The sequence below is a fragment of the Pseudomonas sp. 3JA genome (assembly GCF_036961705.1).
Taxonomy (GTDB): Bacteria; Pseudomonadota; Gammaproteobacteria; order Pseudomonadales; family Pseudomonadaceae; genus Aquipseudomonas; species Aquipseudomonas fluorescens_Q.
Genome location: NZ_JBAMDJ010000048.1, coordinates 26,628 through 45,418, shown reverse-complemented (window position 1 = coordinate 45,418; position 18,791 = coordinate 26,628). Strand labels below are relative to the sequence as shown.

Sequence of the window (18,791 nt, the reverse complement as noted above, 5' to 3'; positions counted from 1 at the left end):
CGCTTCGCACTCAAGCGGGAGCAAGCTCCCTCGCCACAGGTTTTGCATTCCCCTGAAAACTGGCTGGACGGCCTGGCAAACCCCATAAAAAAACCGACCCGCACAAGGCGGGTCGGTTTTTTCTGCGCGCGTGAATCAGAACTGCGGGGTGTACTTCACGGTGAACATCAGGTTGCGTGGGTCACCGAAGTTGTTGTTGCCATTGAGCTGGTTGTAAGCGGACGTCAAATACGTCTTGTCGAACAGGTTGTTGGCGTTGACCGCCAAAGCGATTTCCGGCGTCAGCTGGTAGCCAACGCGGGCATTCCATACGGTGTAACCCGGGATTTCGCGGTCATAGTCGTAAACCATCGTGTGACTTTGGGTGGTGAAGCCCAAGCCGGTGCTGACACGGCTCCAGTCACCGGTGAACTGGTAGTTACCCCACACGCGCAGCATGTGTTTCGGCGTCCAGGTACTGAAGACCTTGCCTTCATTGTCCGGGTCCTCCAGATACTTGGTGGTGTTGTAGGTGTAGCCCGCGAACAACTGCAGGTTGTCCACCACTTCACCACTGATTTCGGCATCGATGCCCTGGCTGCGCACTTTCCCCGAGGCACTGGAGCAGTTCACGTCAGTACAGCCATCGATGGAGACGGCACGGTTCTCGTGGTCGTAACGGAAGACAGCCAGGGAGGTATTGACCCGACCGTCCATCAACTCACCCTTGAGGCCAACTTCGTAGTTGGTGCCGACGATGGGTTTGAGCACCGAACCGCTGGGATCGACCTCGGTCTGCGGCTGGAACACATCGGTGTAGCTGGCGTACACCGCCCACTCACGGCTCAGGTCATAGATGATGCCGGCGTAGGGCGTGACCACCCCGGTTTCGGTTCCGGTGCTTGGGGCGTTGGGCGTGATACCGTTGGCCGCGGTTTCGGTTTTCGACTTGTAGCTGAAGTCATACCAACTGACACGGGAACCCAGCACCAGCGTCAGGTCATCGACCGGCTTGACGCGCCAGGTGCCGTACACACCCTTCTGGCGGATATCGTATTTGCTGAGGGTGCCTCGCCCCCCCGGGCTATTGATCAGGCCATCGTAGCTGATGTCCGGACGGTTGTTGTTCAAGTCGAAGATCGTGTCGCTGCTGCTGTTGTTGAAAGTCCGGGCGAATTTATCATCGGTCTCCAACTGCGAAAAGTTGCCCCCCAGCATGACTTCCTGCTCCATCGACAAGGCTTCGAACTTGCCGTTCAGGTTCATGTCCAGACCAGACTTCGTGGACTGGAAATCGGTCACGAAGTCGGCATATTGCACACCAGTACCATCAGGATTGAGACCGACACCGCCATTTTGCGTTCGCTGGTTTTTCGCCTGGTTGTCTTCGGTCATGTACACGGCCCCCACCTTGAGCGCCCAGTCCTCGTTGAAGCGATGCTCCAGGTCGGTGTAGTAGGTGGTGACATCGATGTCGGAACGGTTCCAGCGCGCGCCGGTGTAGGTCGAACGCGACACGTCGGGCATCGACCCGTCGGCGTAGCGTGGCAAGCCGCGGATGTTGCCGCGTGATTCACCGTTGGATTGGCTGACGGCGAAGCCCAGGGTGGTGTCTTCGCTCAGGTCGATGTCCAGCGCGCCGTACAGCGAATGGGTCTTGCTCCACGCATGGTCGACGAAGGAATTGCTCTGGTCTTCGTCGGCGACGATACGGCCGCGGATGTTGCCGGCGTCATTCAGCGGGCCGCCAGCGTCCAGTTGCAGGCCGTAGTGATCCCACGAGCCGGCCTTGCCGGTCAGGGTCACGGTCGGAGCGTGCTGGCCACGCTTGCGCACCAGGTTGACGGCACCGCCGGGGCTGCCAGTGCCTTGCAGCAGGCCGGCGGCGCCGCGCATGATTTCCAGGCGGTCGAAGAAAATCAGGTCCTGGGTCGCCCAGTTGCCCAGGGAATAGTTGTTCCGCAGGATCGGCACACCGTCGTACTGCCAGTCGTCGATCTGGAAACCGCGGGACGACAGGATCATGCCTTGGCCGACGCCCTGCAGGCCAACGATACCGGTGGTCTGGTTGACGGCGTCCTTGAGGCTGACCAGGTTCTGGTCATCCATCTGCTTGCGCGTCATCACGGTGATCGACTGGGGAATTTCCTTGAGGGTGTGGGTGCCCTTGCCGATGGTCACCGCGTTACTGGTATAGGCCTGGCTGCCTTCGGTCGTCGCGTCCAGGGCCGTTGCCTTGACGGTGGTCGCGCCCAGCTCGAGGCCTCCGGTGGCAGGGCCGCGCATCAGCATCAGAGTATTGCCCTCGAGGCTGTAGCGCACACCAGTGCCCTTGAGCAGTTCGGCGATGGCCGCCTGCGGGCTCATCTTGCCGCTGACGCGGGTGCTCTTCAGGTCGGCCATATCAGCAGCGTTGTAGATCACTTGCTGGTTGGTCTGCTGACCGAACGCTTGCAGTGCCTGCGGCAGCGGTTGCGCAGGAATGTTGATGCTGACGTCTTCCGCCATCACCTGAGCGCTGAGGGGCAGTACGCAGACCAACCCCAGACCGGCCAACACCCGCCGCGAACGCAGGCCGCGGGACATGACGAGTGCCTTGAACAGAGGTTTCAACTCATGAATGGATGACATCGTGCTCTCTATTATTGGTAGAAGTAAAAGTCCATGGGGCCGAAGGGCCCGCCGCTCGCCAGCACACGTGAGCCCGCACGGTCGATTGCCCCAAGGCAATGTCAGTGCGTGGCCGACCGGCCCCTCCCCGGGCACGGTCATCTGGCTGGACGACGGCGAAATCTTTGCTGAACAAACCCGGTGCCTGGGCGTCCTGCCCGACCCGATTTGCCCACATACCTAAGTAAGACGCAGCACCTGCCAAAAACCGGAATGAGTTTATTTATCATTCGCGTAAAAAGTTAAAAAACCGCCGCTAGATCGATCGTTCCTCACGCTCCGCGTGGGAATGCCGCCAGGGACGCTCCGCGTTCCGCTTCTACAAGGTGACGCAGAGCGTCACGGGATGCGTTACCACGCAGAGCGTGGGAACGATCAGAATGTGGCGAGGGAGCTTGCTCCCGCTGGGCTGCGCAGCAGCCCCAAAAGCCCTCACGCGGTGAGCCAGACAAATAGCGGCAGCCGGTTTCAGGACTGCTGCGCAGTCCAGCGGGAGCAAGCTCCCTCGCCACGGGGGTTGGTGTATGGCGGGATTGATGGTGGGTTATTCGGATTCGTCAGCGTCGGGCAGACCTATTCATTGGCAACTCGGCCTTTGTGGCGAGGGGATTTATCCCCTCACCACAGGGTTCTGCCGGGTTTTAAGATTTGACCCGCCCCTGAATCAGCCCAGCGGCGCCGCCCTGGCGGCTTGCAGCTGGCGGGCCTGTTCGGTCAGGAGGGCCTTTTCCTCGGGGCTCATCGCTTCCATGCGCAGGCGGACCTGGGCGATTTTTTCCAGCTGCCCCGGACTGCTTTCCACTGCCCGCAAGGCCAGTGCCAACGACGCCACGGTCGGATGATCGAAGACCAGCCCCGGGTGGATGTCGCACTGCAACAACTTGCGAATACCGGCCACCAGCTTGATCACCAGCAACGAATGACCACCGGCGGCAAAGAAGTCGCGATCGATGCCCAATCGCTCAAGCCCAAGCAATTGCGCCATGCGCGCGGCAAGCAATTGCTCCAGTGCATCCCGTGGGGCCGCGTCTTCGTCCGCCATCGCCGCACCCGCCCACTGTTGCAACGCCTTGCGATCGATCTTGCCGTTCGCCAGACGCGGGAACCGTTCGATCAGTTGCAATTGCTGCGGCACCATCACACTGGGCAGGCGAGCGCTCAGCTCAGCACGGACGGCGTCCAGCAAACCCGCCGACCTGCCCTGCTGCGCCACGACAAAGGCCAACAGTCCCTGCTCAGCCGACGTTGCCGGTAGCACCAATGCTTCGGCCACTTGCGGCACACGCAGCAGCTCGGCCTCGATCTCCGCCAGCTCAATACGGAACCCACGCACCTTGACCTGCTGATCACGCCGACCGTGCAACTGGATCGCCCCGTCCGCGCGATAACGCGCCAGGTCGCCGCTGCGATACAAGCGCTGGGCCGGATCGAACGGGCTCTGGATGAACGTCTGCTCATCCGCCTTGGCATTCAGATAACCCCGGCACAACTGCGCGCCGCCCAGGTACACCTCACCCAGCACGCCCACCGGCGCCAAGCGCAGATCGGCGTCCAGCACGTAAACCTGGTTGTTGCCCAGCACCTGAGTCAGCGCCGAACAATCATCGACCGCGCCGTGCAGCGACAACGGATGGATCATCACCCCCACCGTGGCTTCGGTCGGCCCATAGTGGTTGAACACCCGGCAATCGCTGCGCAACCGGGCGATGCGCTCGATCAACGTCGCGGGGATCGGCTCGCCGCCCAGAATCAGCGTAAGCGGCAGGGTCGCCTGCTCACTGTCGAGCAGTGCCGCAAGGTGCGACGGTACGATTTTCAGGCAGTCGATCCGTTGCTGCTGCAGGTACTCGGCAAACAACGCGCCGTCCTGCATTTGCTCATCGCTGGCCACATGCAGGGTCGCGCCATTGAACAACGCGCCAAACAACGTCGTGTTGCCCAGGTCCGCCGCCACAGTGGACGTGAAACCGACGTCCTTGCACTGCTCAAGTCCCAGGGCCTGGCTGGCCTGGGCGGTGTAGTTGAGCAATTGCCGATGCTCGATCACCACGCCTTTGGGCACCCCGGTGGAGCCGGATGTAAACAACACATAGGCCATGTCGTTGCCCTGAGTGACCAGGTCTGGCAATGCCCCCGTCGACTGACTCAGCTGCGCCACGGTCAGCGCCGTGTAGGGCTGATCCTGCCAGGCCGGCAGATGCGCCGCATCGGTCAGCAACACAGCCGCGCCAGCCTGCTCCAGCATCAGCGCCTGGCGCGCCTGGGGCCATTGCACATCAAGGGGCAGATACGCCGCCCCCACGCGCCAGCTCGCCAGCATTGCAATCACCAGCTCCGCCGAGCGCGGCAACGCCAGCGCGACAATCGAACCCTTGCCCAGGCCTTGTTGCTTGAAGCCCTGGGCCAGGCTGTCGACCCGGGTTTGCAACTGGCCATAGCTCAACTGCTGGTGGGCATCAGTCAGGGCGATGGCATCCGGCGCATGACTCGCCCAATCGGCGATGCGCCGGGGCAGATAGCGGCCATCGACCAAGGCCTGCATCGGCGGGTTGATCGCTCGCAAGCGCTGTTCTTCGGCGCGACTCAGCAGGCTGAGCTGCGCCAGTGGGGTGTCCCCGGCCGCAAGGATCGACGCCAATAGCACGCCGTACTGCTCCAGCACGGCATTGGCCGAGGCTGGCGAATACAGCGCGCTGGCGTAGTACAGATCAACCCCGGCAAGCTGCTCGGCACCGTTCAATTGCACCTGCAACAAGCACTCGAACCCATCGGCCCGCACAGGCACCGACACTGGCGCCCAGTGCAGACCACTGCTGTCCTGGGCACGACTCGCCTGAGCCACCGTAAAACCGTAGGCCGGGCGCGCCGCGTCAGGGCTCAGTTCCGGCGTCCAGTATTCCTGCCAGGTGCGGTGTTCTTCGAGACGAGCCGCCAGCGCCACCAGCCACTCATTGAACGACTGGGCGGCGGGCAACGAAACGCACAGCGGCAAGGTTTTCTCGAACACGCCCACGGCACTGGCGAAGTATTCGTAGTCGCTGCGGCTGTCATGGCGCACACCGACCAGCGCCTGCTCACGCCCACTCAAACGGCCCAGCAACACCCACCAGGCGCCTTGCAGCAGCGTGGCAAGCGGCTGCCCGAGCTGCGTGGCCAGACGTTGCAAAGCCTCACACTGGGCAGGCTCCAGTGTCAGGGCCACGCAGGCGTCGGCGGCGCGGGTCTCGCGGCTGGCGCTGCGGCCGGCCAACCATGGCGTGGCGATGTCCGTCTGCTGGCCTTGCAGGTGTTGCTGCCAGTAGCTGCGTGCGCTGGCGGCATCTTCATCCAGCACCACTTCACTGCGCCACTCCAGGTACTGGGCAAACTCGCCCGGCGCGTCGTCTTCCGCTGGCGGCTCCCCGGCGTATGCGTGCTGTACTTGCTCAAGCAGCAGATTCAGCGACTGCCCATCGGCACTGTAGCGGGCGATGCCCAGCCGCAGTTGCCATTGCTGGGGCCCCAGGCGATACAGCACAGCCTGGACGCTTGCCGATTCGCCGGGCACAAACGCGCGGCCCATCGATTCGTTGATCTGCGCCTGGACTTCCTCGGCCCGTTGCTCACCGGCCTGCACCGTCAGTGGGAAGCGCCCGGCACCAGCGGCGGCCTGACGCAAACCGTGGAACCCGGCGACTTTACCCAGTTGCGCCAGCAGCATCGGCTGCTGCGCCAGTAGCGTATCGAACGCCACCTGCAAGCGCTGCGGATCGAGATCGCCGTCAATGACCACGTTCAACCAGCGCAAGGCGTCGCCACAGGTCGCCGTGGTCGACAGTTGCTCAAGCACGGTTTGTTGCTCGGGCGTCAGGGCGAAACCTGAATCGTGCGCGTCCATCGTGACCTCGTTCATGCTCCGCTTTCCTCGGTGTTGAGTGCGCCCTGGGTGGTTTGCCCGGCGGCAGGCCGGTGCTCAAGACTGCTGTGGTCGTACATATCGCCCATGGCCACCACGATCTTGCGCGGGCCTTCGAACGGATCGCGAGCGTGGGCCACCAACATGTTGTCCAGCAGGATCACGTCGCCTTTGTGCCAGTCGAAGCGCACCGCACAGGCTTCGTACAATTCACCGATACGCGCCATCACCTCATCCTCAATCGGTGTCCCGTCGCCGTAATACACCTGCCGTGGCATGCGTTCGAGGCCGAACATCGACAGCAGGTCTTCCCGTACATCCGGCTCCAGCCAGTAGATGTGATGCAACTGCACCTGGTTGAAGAACGACTTCTCGCCGGTGATCGGGTGGGTGATGATCGCCGGGCCCGGCGTGCGGGTTTGCAACTCGTCGTTATCGAGCCAGCGCCACTGGATACCACCCGCCCGGCAGCGGGCCTCCACTTCGCCGCGGTCTTCGGTCTTGAAGAAGTGCTGCCACGACACGTCGAGTTTGTCGGTGAAGGTGCGCACGTAGAGCAGGCCTTTGTCCTCGAACTTTTCACGAAGGTCCGCCGGCAGCTTTTCGTACATCAAGCGGCAATCCACCACCGGGGTCGCGCCGCCCACGGGCGCGGCTTGCTCGCAATAGAACATCTGCTTGCGCGGCCAGCGGTCCTGATGGGAGCTCTCGTTGTGGAACAGGATCATCTTGCGCTCGGGGTACGGCGTGGAACGGTAGGTGTTCTTGCCCCCTTCCTTCTTGGGCAGGTCGCCGTACTGACCATAAAGGCCCGGTTGGATCGCTTCGGCGAACGCTTCAAAGCCCTGGATGCCGTCCAGCTGGAAACCGCGAAACAGAATGCCCGCATGTTCGGCCAGCTTCTGTTCAATGAACGCCCGGTTCTGCTGGATCCACTCGATGACATCCAGATGGGGCTCGCCCGGCTCCAGCATCAGCGGGAATCGTTGCGGCGCCGCCACCAGGGATTCGCGCACCCGTGTTGGCCGGGGCCTGGCGACCGGGGTCGCGGAACGCTTGAGAAACTTGCCCAACTTATCGGCCTTGGGCCCCGGGACGGTGGCAGGCCTGGCGGCTGCCGCCAAGTGGTTGACTGGCATGCGGATAGCTCCCAATTGAATGTCCTGATCAGCGACGATCTGTTCCAACAGGGCTGTCCAGGCCTGAATCAGGTGCTGAATGCGCTCATGTCCGAACAAGGTTGTGGCGAACTGCCAATTACCGCGCAGTTGCCCTTCTTCTTCGTCAACGAACAACGCCATGTCGAATTTAGAATGGGTCTCAAGGGCTGGCAGGGCTTCCACGTTCAATCCGGCCACGGTTCGGCTGCGTACCGGTACGTTGTTCATCACGAACAACACCTGGAGCAACGGATTCATCCCCTTGTGTCGCGGTACGCCCGACGCCTCGACAATCTGGTCAAACGGCAGGTCCTGATGCTCCAGCGCACCGAGCAGGTTGTCCTGGGTGTGGGCCAGGAACGCTGCAAACGTGAGTTCGGCGTCAAAACGCGAACGCAGGGGCAACACGTTGACGAAGAAACCGATCAGGCGCTCAAGCTCAGGCTGTTCACGACCGGCCACGTCGGCACCCACGACGATGTCTTGCGCCGCGCAGACCCGGTGCAACAACACCTGGAACGACGCCAGCAGTGTGCTGTACAGCGTGACACCGGCCTCGCTGGATAAACGCCGCAATGCCGCCGTCAATCCGGGGGAAAGGTGGAACTGCAACGCATCGCCGTCATAGGAGGCCGTCTGCCCCCGCGGGTTTTCCAGTGGCAGGCTCAGGCGACCGTCATAGCCGCTGAGCCGGTGTTTCCAGTAGTCGGCCTGACGCGCCAGCACGCCCTGGTCTTCCAGCGCCTGCTGCCACAACGCGAAGTCGTAGTACTGAACGTCCAGGGGCGGCAGTGGCATCGGCTGGCCGTTGAGGGACGCTTCGTAGACCTGCACCAGTTCGTTGATCAACAGCCCCATCGACCAGCCATCGGAGATGATGTGGTGCATGGCATACAACAACACATGCTCGGTCGGTCCCAGGTGCAGGATCCGCCCGCGCCACAGCGGAGCCTGTTGCAGGTCAATCGGCGTGCGCGCGTTTTCCAGCGTCGCCCGGGCCACCTGTTCTTGCTGGGCGCTGGGCGAGAGGCCCGACAAATCGATCACCGGGAAGTCCCCTTCGATCTCATCGGCAATCAGCGCCAGCGGATCGCCTTCGTCGTCCTGGGTATACGCCGTGCGCAGCACGTCATGGCGGCGGACCACTTCGGCGAAGCTGCTCAACAGGTGTTCCACCGACAACTCGCCAGACAAGCGCAACGCCAGGGGCATGCCATAGGCCGAGGTGCCGCCGGACAATTGTTCGGCGATCCACAGGCGCCGCTGCACCAGCGACAACGGTGCCGAACGTCGCGGCCCATGGGCCTTGAGCCGGATCCCACTGGAGTCGCCCGCCCGAACCGCTCCATCCGCACTCCCAGCCATCAGGACCGCCAGCGCCTTGAGCTGCGGATGATTGAACAGGTCCCGCAGGCTCAGCGGATAGTCCGTCAGCTTGCGCAGTCGTGAGACGGCCTGGGTGGCCAGCAACGAATGGCCGCCGCGTTCGAAGAAATGATCGTTGCGCCCGATCTGCTCTACCTCCAGTACTTCTTGCCAGATGCAGGCAATCCGTTGCTCCAGCTCACCCTCGGGCGGCACGAAGCCTTGCTGCGACTGGTTGGCGTCGAATCGGGGCAGCGCCTTGCGCTCCAGTTTGCCGTTCGGGCTCACCGGCATGCGCTCAAGCCATACCCAATGCTGCGGGACCATGTAGTCCGGCAGGTGTTGACCCAGGTGGGTCTTCAAGGCTTGCTCGAAGGCAAGGCCGATACTGGCCTCGGCATTCAACAGCGCCGAGGATTGCGGCACCACATAGCCCACCAGCAGCGTGCCGTCCTGGGCGATCACGACGCTGTCGCGGACCTCGGCATGTTCGGCCAGGCGCGCCTCGATCTCGCCCAGTTCAATGCGCAGGCCACGGATTTTCACCTGATGATCCAGGCGCCCGGCGTACTCGATCACACCGTCGGCCCGGTAGCGCGCCAGATCGCCGGTCCGGTACAGGCGCGCGCCGTCACCGAACGGGCTGGTGACGAAGCGTTCGGCGGTCAACGCCGGACGACGGTGATAACCCCGCGCCAGGCCTTCGCCCCCCAGGTACAGCTCGCCGGTGACCCCCACCGGCAACGGCGACAGGTCCGGGTCGAGGATAAACGTGCTCAGGTTGGCGATCGGTTGGCCAATCGGCACCGCGTCCCGGCCTTCGTCGACACAGGTCCAATGCGTCACGTCGATGGCCGCTTCGGTGGGGCCGTACAGGTTGTACAGGCCGGCGGCGGGCAGTTTGGCGAACACCTGCAACTGGGCATCCACCGGCAAGGCTTCGCCACTGCAAATGATCCGTTTCAGGCTCTGGCAACGACCCACCGCCGGGTCTTGCATGAACACCTGCAACATCGACGGGACGAAGTGCAAGGTGGTGATCTGCTGCGCGTTGATCAGCTCGATCATCTGCGCCGGGTCGCGGTGGGCACCGGGTGGCGCCATGACCAGGGTCGAACCGGTCAACAATGGCCAGAAGAACTCCCAGACCGACACGTCGAAACTGAACGGCGTTTTTTGCAGCACACGGTCGCTCGCCGCCAACCCATAGGCGTCCTGCATCCAGAACAACCGATTGACCAGCGCCGAGTGACGGTTACCCGCGCCCTTGGGTTTGCCGGTGGAGCCCGACGTGTAGATCACGTAGGCGAGGTTTTCAGCATCGACCGCGACCGCTGGATTGCTGTCGCTGCGGCCGGCCAGCCAGTCGCCGGGCTGATCCAGCACCAGGCTGCGCAGGCCGGTCGGCAGCGGCAGTTGTTCCAGCAAATGCCCCTGGGTCAGCAGCAAGCCGATGCCGCTGTCGTCGAACATGTAGGCCAGGCGATCCTGGGGATATTCGGGATCCAGCGGCACGTAGGCGCCGCCGGCCTTGAGGATCGCCAACAGGCCGACCACCATTTCCACCGAGCGCTCCACGGCGATGCCCACCAGCACATCCGGGCCGACCCCGTGCTCGATCAGCACATGGGCCAGGCGGTTGGCCTGGGCATTGAGGTCGGCATAGCTCAGCCGCTGGGACGCAAACACCAGGGCACAGGCGTCGGGGGTTTTATCCACTTGCGCTTCAATCAGTCGATGCACACTGCCATCGAGGGGGTAATCCATCGCGGTAGCGTTCCAACCCTGCTGGACCTGTTGCTGTTCGGCATCGAGCAATGCCAATTGCCCGACCGAGCGCTCGCCGCCCAGGGTCAGTTGCTCCAGCAGATGGCGCAGGTGCCCGCCGATACGACTCACGTCGGCCGGCGTGAAGCTGTCGTGGCTGTAACTCAAGAGCAACGACAGCGTTTCCCCCAGGTTCACCGCCAGGGTCAGTGGGTAGTTGGTTTGCTCGTGATTGACCACCTCGCCGAAGCGCAACGTGGCCGGCGCGCCCTCTTGCAGCGCCTGGGCAACCGGGTAGTTCTCGAACACCAGCAGCGTGTCGAACAGTGCCGCACCGCCCTGCCCGGCCCAGCGCTGGATATCGAACAGCGGCGTGTGTTCGTGTTCGCGCAGGCTCAGGTTGCGCCCCTGGACCTCCTGCAACCATTGGCCGACGCTCTGCTCGGCCCGGGGCTGGCCGATGACCGGCAAGGTGTTGATGAACAGGCCGATCTGCTGCTCCACGCCGGGAATCTGTGCCGGACGTCCGGCCACGGTGGCGCCGAAGGCAACGGTGGAATGTCCGGTACAGCGTTGCAGCAACAACTGCCAGGCCGCTTGCACCAGCGTGTTGACCGTGACTTTCTGCTCACGGGCAAAGCGCTGCAGCCGCGCCGTGGTTTGGGCATCGAGCAACTGCTCGTGTTCGCCGTGGCCATGACGGGCATCGGTGCGGTTGTCCCGGGCAAAAGCCCCCGCCAGCAGCGTCGGCTCGTCCAGTTCGGCCAGTTGCGCCTGCCAGAATTGCTCGTTGGCCCGAGGGTCTTGAGCCGACAGCCACTTGATGTAGTCGCGGTAGCGTCCGGATGGTCGGGCCAGGACCTGGCCGCTGTAGCGTTGCAGCACTTCGCCGAGCAACTGCGAGTTGCTCCAGCCATCCATCAGGATGTGATGGCTGGTGTAGATCAAGTGATAGCGATCCTCCGCCACGCGCGCCACCACCAGTCGCAGCAACGGCGCCGCATCCAGTGCAAAGCCCTGGCGCTGTGCCGATGCAAGGGTTTCAAGGTCCTGGGCCAGGTCCGTCCTGGCGCGCCAGTCATGGGACACGAACGCAACGTCCAAGCGTTTGTGCACCACCTGCAAGGCGCGCTTGAATTCGCCTTCCCAGACAAAACTGCTGCGCAGCACGTCATGGGCGTCCATGGCCGCCTGCCAGGCCTGGCGGAAGCGCTCGACGTCCAAGCCTTCGACATCTACCCGCAACTGATTGATGTAGTTGCCGGCCTGTTGCTCAAGCAACGTGTGGAACAACATGCCCTGCTGCATGGGCGACAACGGATAGATGTCCTCGACCTGTCGCGGCGCCAGCGCCAAGGCGTCCAGTTGCGCCTGGGTCAACCCGGCCAGGGGGAAGTCCGACGGTGTGAAGCCCTGGTGCTGCGCCTGGCAGCAGTGCTCGATCAGCGCCTGCAACTCTTGACCGTAATCCACGGCCAGCACCTGGATCGTCGAGGCGTCGAACATCTGCGCGCTGAATGTCCAGTCGATGCTCAGCTCGCCCGCGTAGACACTGCCGTTGAGCGTCAACCAGTTGTCCAGCGGCGCCAGGGGGCTCTGTGGCTCGCCTGCCGCTTCACTGGCCGGGCTGAACAGCCCGTCGGCCTCCTCGGCAAAACCGCTGTCGAACTGGCCCAGGTAGTTGAAGGTGATCCGCGGCTTCGGCAGCGCCTCAAGGGTACGCCGCGTCTGCTCGTCGCCCAGGTAGCGCAACACACCGAATCCGAGGCCTTTGTCGGGGATCGCCCGCAACTGCTCCTTGATGGCCTTGATCGATTCCCCAGCGGTCGCTGCCGGTGTCAAACGCACCGGGAACAGACTGGTGAACCAGCCGACGCTGCGGCTCAGGTCCACATCATCGAACAGCGCCTCACGGCCATGGCCTTCCAGTTGAATCAAGGTCGAGGCCTCTGCGGTCCATCGACCTATGACCCGGGCCAGGGCCGTCAACAGCAAATCGTTGACCTGGGTTCGATAGGCCGCTGGCGCTTGCTGCAAGAGCCGGCGGGTCTGGTCTTTGTCCAGTCGCGTCTGAACCTGCATCCCATCGCACCTGCGCAATTCGCCCTGAGGACGGTCGCAAGGCAGATCGTGACGAGCGCCCTCCAGTTGCGCTTGCCAGTAAGCCATCTGCACCTGCAACGCCGCACTGTCGGCGTGCAGCTTCAAGCGTTGCGCCCAGGCCTGCGTGGCACTGGTCTTGGCCGGCAGTTTCAGGGGCTGGCCGGCTTGCAACTGCTGGTAAACCTGTTGCAGGTCTTCCAGCAGAATGCGCCAGGACACACCGTCCACCACCAAGTGATGAATCACCAGCAACAGCCGTTGACTGCCGTCGGCGAGGTTTGCCAATACCCCGCGCGACAACGTGCCGCTTTCCAGTTCAAGGCTGCGCTGGGCTTGTTCGGCCAAGCGTTCGAGCGCCGGGGCATCGGCCACTTCGGCGGTCCATAACAGGGGTGAACGTTGCCAAGCCGCCTGCTGCTCGGCGAGGGTTTGATGGTGCCCGGTCCAGCTGCCATTTTCGCGTTTGAAGGCCAGGCGCAAGGCATCGTGGTGGGTCACCAAGGCCTGGAGCGCCTGCTCCAGGTGCCCGCCGTGGATCGGTCGCAAGCCCTTGAGCAGTACCGACTGGTTCCAGTGGTGAGGCTCGGCCATGTCCTGTTCGAAAAACAACTGCTGGAACGGCAGCAACACCGCGTTCCCCGTCACCGGGCCCTGGTCGATGCCGGGGCGGCTGTCATCCAGGGTGGCCACGCTGGCGAGGCCTTGGATGGTCTGGTGGACGAACAAATCCTTGGGGCTGAAATGGATCCCGGCCTGACGGGCCCGGCTGACCACCTGGATGGAGATGATCGAATCGCCCCCCAGTTCGAAGAAGTTGTCGCTGACACCCACTTGCGCTTGCCCGAGCACGCTTTGCCAGATACCGGCCAGTGCCTGTTCCATGGCGGTATGCGCTGCGACGTAAGCCTTGGGGCTGGCGCTGAGATCGGCTGGGGGCAGCGCCTTGCGCTCCAATTTGCCGTTGGGGCTGACCGGCATTTTTTCCAGCCACAACCAGTGCTGCGGCACCATGTAGTCGGGCAAGCACTGGCTCAAGTGCACCTTGAGACGGCCTTGCAGTGCCTGGCGCACGGCCTCTTCGGCGCTCAGTAATTCAGCGCGTGTCGGCACCACGTAGGCCACCAGCAGGCTACCGCCCTGGGCGATCACCACGGTTTCGCGCACGTCATCGTGCTCGGCCAGGCGCGCTTCGATTTCCCCCAGTTCGATGCGCAGGCCTCGGATTTTCACCTGATGGTCCATGCGCCCGGCGTATTCGATCACACCGTTGGTGCGGTAGCGCGCCAGGTCGCCAGTGCGGTACAGCCGCTGGCCGTGACCAAAGGGGCCGGTCACGAACCGCTCGGCCGTCAGCGCGGCGCGGCGGTGGTATCCACGGGCCAGTCCCTCGCCCGCCAGGTACAGTTCGCCGATCACGCCCACCGGAACCGGCGAAAGCTCATCGTCCAGGATGTAGGTGCCCAGGTTGGCGATCGGCTGGCCGATCGGCACGCTGTCGCGACCTTCCTCGACACAGGTCCAATGAGTCACGTCGATGGCCGCCTCGGTCGGGCCATAGAGGTTGTACAGGCCGGCGTTCGGCAGTTTGGCGAACACCTGCTGCTGGGCATCCACCGGCAGGGCTTCACCGCTGCAAACGATGCGTTTGAGGCGGGTGCATTCGGCCACGTGGGGGTCTTGCACAAAAGCCTGCAACATCGATGGCACGAAGTGCAGCGTGGTGATGCGCTGTGCGGTGATCAACTCGATCAGTTGCGTCGGGTCGCGATGCACGCCCGGCGCGGCCACCACCAGGGTCGCGCCGGTCAGCAGCGGCCAGAAGAACTCCCACACCGACACGTCGAAACTGAACGGCGTTTTTTGCAGCACGCTGTCGGTGGCATCGAGCCCGTAGGCCTGCTGCATCCAGCACAGCCGGTTGACCAGTGCCGAATGCCGGTTGCCCGCGCCCTTGGGCTTGCCGGTGGAACCGGAGGTGTAGATCACGTAAGCCAGGTTCTCGCCGTCGACCACCACGTCCGGATTTGTGTCGCAACCTGCGTACACCCCGCCATCAGGCAGGTCCAGCACCAGGCTGTCGATCCCCTGCGGAATCGGCAACTGATCGAGCAAATGCTGCTGGGTCAGCAGCAAACCAATGCCGCTGTCCTCGAACATGTAGGCCAGTCGATCCCGGGGGTATTCCGGGTCCAGCGGCACATAGGCACCGCCGGCCTTGAGAATCGCCAACAGCCCCAGGACCATTTCCACCGAACGTTCCACGGCGATGCCCACCAACACATCCGGGCCGACGCCATGCTTGATCAAGGTGTGAGCCAGGCGATTGGCCCGGGCGTTGAGCTCGCCGTAGCTCAGGCGTTGCTCGCCAAACACCAGCGCCGGGGCATCCGGCGTCCGGCGTACCTGTTCTTCGATCAACCCCTGGACACTGCGATCGAGGGGGTACGTAACCGCCGTCGCATTCCAGTCGACGAGCAGGCGCCGACGCTCGACAGCGTCCAGCAACGTCCACTGCGCAACCGGGCGATGCAGGTCCTGCACCAAGCCGTGCAACAGGTTGAGCCAATGCTGGCCCATGCGCTCCAGAGTGGCCGGCTCGAACAGGTCCGTCGCGTAGATCAACGCGGCGTGCAGGCCCTGCGGGCTGTCGGTGGTCTCCAGGCTCAGGTCGAACTGGGCGGTGCGCTGCGCCCAGCCAAGGGGTTCGACCGCCAGGCCCGGCAATGCGTCGTCAAAGACCGAGGCGGTTTCGTTGCGGTGGTTGAACATGGCCTGGAACAACGGGCTGTGGCTCAGGTTACGCTGGGGCTGCAAGGCATCGACCAATTGCTCGAACGGCAGGTCCTGATGCATCTGCGCCGCCATGGCCGTCTGCTTGAGTTGTTGCAGCAAATCGGCACCGGTCAGATCGCTGTGGAACTCGGCGCGCAGCACCTGGGTATTGACGAAGAAACCGATCAACCGTTCGGTTTCCAGGCGTTGACGGTTGGCAATCGGCACCCCGACGCGGATGTCGGCCTGGCCGCTGTAGCGGTGCAGCAACGCCTGGAAAGAACCGAGCAACAACACGAACAGCGTGACGTTTTCCCGTCGGGCCAGGGCCTTGAGGGCATCGCTCAACGCAGGATCCAGCACAATCGGCAGCCGCGCCCCGCGCAGGCTTTGCTGGGCCGGGCGCGGATGGTCGGTGGGCAGTTCCAGCAGGGGTTGCTCGCTGCCCAGTTGCGCGGTCCAGTAGGCCAGTTGCCGATCCTGTTCGCCGGCGGCCATCCATTGGCGCTGCCAGACGGCATAGTCGGCGTACTGTATTTCCAGCACGGGTAACTGCGCGGGCAGCCCCTGGGCGAACGCCGAATACAGGCTCATCAGGTCGTCGACCATCACCTGCAACGACCAGGCGTCGGAAACGATGTGGTGCAGGGTCAGCGCCAGGACGTGGTCCTGCTCACCCAGTTCCAGCAATGCCACGCGCAGCAGCGCATCGTTCAAGAGGTCGAACGGGCGTTGTGTCTGCTCTTCGAGGAAGGCCTGAATGCTGGCCTCATCCGCCCCGGTCAAGCGTTGCTCGATAAAACTGACTTGCCCTTGCGGGCGAATCACCTGGCAGGTGCGCCCATCGTCCTCCACGAACACGGTGCGTAAGCTTTCATGCCGTTGCACCAGCGCTTCAAAGCTGCGGCGCAGGGCGATTTTGTCCAGGGTGCCGCGCAATCGCAGCGCCGTGGGAATGTTGTAGGCGGCACTGTCCGGGTCCATTTTCCACAGGAACCACTGGCGCTCCTGGGCAAACGACAGCGGCAGTGGCTTATCCCGCGCCACGGCGGCCATGGCCTGGGGCTGTACGCCCGACCCGGCGTCGAGGGCCGCGACAAAATCCTGCAACGTGCTGTATTCGAACAGGCTGCGCAGCGGCACCTCGATGTCCAGCAGCCGACGAACCCGCGAGACCACTTGGGTCACCAGCAACGAGTGTCCGCCCAACTCGAAAAAGTTGTCGTGCAGCCCGACACGCTCAAGCTTGAGGACCTCCTGCCAGATCTGCGCCACTTGCTGCTCGCGCTGGCTGCGGGGCGCCACGTAGGCACGTTGCAATTCGCTGGCATCCGGGGCCGGCAACGCCTTGCGATCGACCTTGCCGTTGGGCGTCAGCGGCAGTTGCGCCAGGAACAAGAGGTGCGCCGGAACCATGTACTCGGGCAACTGCGCCTTGAGCGCGGTTTTCAGCGAGGCGCGCAACGCGGCCTCGGCTTCGGCGTCCAGCACTTCAGCCGTGGCCGGCACCACGTAGCCCACCAGTTGCGCCCCGGTCGGGCCTTCATGGGCCACCACTACGGTTTCACGCACACTCGCCTGGGCCAGCAACGCCGCTTCGATTTCCCCCAGTTCGATCCGCAAGCCACGGATCTTCACTTGATGGTCGATACGACCGATGTACTCGACCACGCCTTCGGCCCGATAACGGGTCAAGTCGCCGGTGCGGTACAACCGCTCGCCCGTGCTGGAAAACGGATCGGGCACGAAGCGTTCAGCGGTCAGGGCCGGGCGTTGGAAATAGCCGCGGGCCAGGCCTTCACCGCCAATCAACAGCTCACCCGGCGCACCGGGTGGGTTGAGCGTCAGGTCGCTGCCGACGATGTACAGCGCGGTGTTGTCCAGGGGTTTGCCCAGGAATGGGCGGCTGCTTTCCAGGCTCAAGGGGTGCACCGCCGACCAGATCGTGGTTTCGGTCGGGCCGTAGAGGTTCCAGACCTTCGGCGAAAGGGCCAACAAGCGTTGCGCCAGTTCCAGGGGCAACGCCTCGCCGCCACACAGGAACGTGCGCCCGGCCAGCAGCGCAGACTGCTCGTGATCCAGCAGCATGCGCCAGCTCGAAGGCGTGGCTTGCAATACGGTCACGTCATGGCGCTCGATCAGCGCCAGCACCGCTTGCGGATCCTGGTGGACGTTCTGGCCGGTCAGCACGATGCTGGCCCCGGCCGACAACGGCCCGTAGATTTCCAGGCCAAAAATGTCGAAGGAAAACGTCGTCAACGAGAGCATGCGGTCGCTGGCCGCAAGCCCCGGCTGGGCGATCATGCTGGCGACGAAATTGCTCAGCGCGCCATGACGCACCATCACGCCCTTGGGTTTGCCGGTGGAACCGGAGGTGTAGATGACGTAGGCCAGATGCTCTGCGCTCAGTGGCACCACCGGACAGCTGCGCGGTGCGGCCTGCAGCGCGGCGTCGGGCTGGTCCAGCAACAGGGTCTGCAGGGTGGCCGGAATCGGCAGCAGCGCCTGCAAACGGGCCTGGGTCAACAGCAATTCGATGCCGCTGTCCTCGATCATGTAGGCCAGGCGATCCTCGGGATACGCCGGGTCCAGGGGCACGTAGGCGCCACCGGCCTTGAGGATCGCCAGCAGGCCGACGATCATCTCGACGCTGCGCTCCACCGCGATGCCCACTGGCTGGTCAGGCGTCACGCCCAGGGCCATCAAGCGGTGGGCGAGCTGGTTGGCGCGCGCGTCCAGTTGCCCATGGGTCAGGGTCTGTCCATCGATGGTCAGCGCCAGCGCGTCGGGGGTCTGGCGCGCTTGTTCGGCGATGCGCCAGTGCACGCATCCGGTTCCGGCACCGTGGTCGGCCACGCGGTACCAGTCTTGCTGCGTCAGGCGCTGCTGGGCGGCGTCAAGCAACGGCAACTCACCGATACGTTGTTGCGGCGTCTCGACAATGCCTTGCAGCAGGTTCTGCCAGTGATGGGCCAGGCGTTCGATGGTCTGCGCTTCGAAAAGGTCGGTGGCGTAGGTCAGCTCGGCGGCCAGGCCCTGCTCGGTTTCATAGGTGCCCAGGGTCAGGTCGAACTGGGCGG

3 protein-coding genes (1 of these 3 only partly in view) are annotated in these 18,791 nt (G+C 63.7%); all 3 read right to left on the bottom strand.

Translation table 11 applies throughout. The features are described 5' to 3' along the window. Nucleotides 1-135: 135 nt before the first annotated feature. The gene (locus V7773_RS26550; protein ID WP_336076105.1) at nt 136-2,610 is read right to left on the bottom strand and encodes a TonB-dependent siderophore receptor; all 2,475 of its coding nucleotides are present in this window, start codon (nt 2,608-2,610) and stop codon (nt 136-138) included. A gap of 703 nt (nt 2,611-3,313) precedes the next feature. Beyond that, nucleotides 3,314-6,541 (bottom strand): non-ribosomal peptide synthetase, encoded by a 3,228-nt coding sequence (locus V7773_RS26545; protein WP_336076104.1) that lies wholly within the window; start codon nt 6,539-6,541, stop codon nt 3,314-3,316. Further along, nucleotides 6,538-18,791, bottom strand: the 3' portion of a protein-coding gene (locus tag V7773_RS26540; protein ID WP_336076103.1) for a non-ribosomal peptide synthase/polyketide synthase. The gene runs 1,282 nt beyond the window's last position; 12,254 of the gene's 13,536 nt are visible here — the last part of the coding sequence; its start codon lies off the right edge, out of view; it ends in the stop codon at nt 6,538-6,540. Before V7773_RS26540 ends, V7773_RS26545 begins: the two co-directional genes overlap by 4 nt.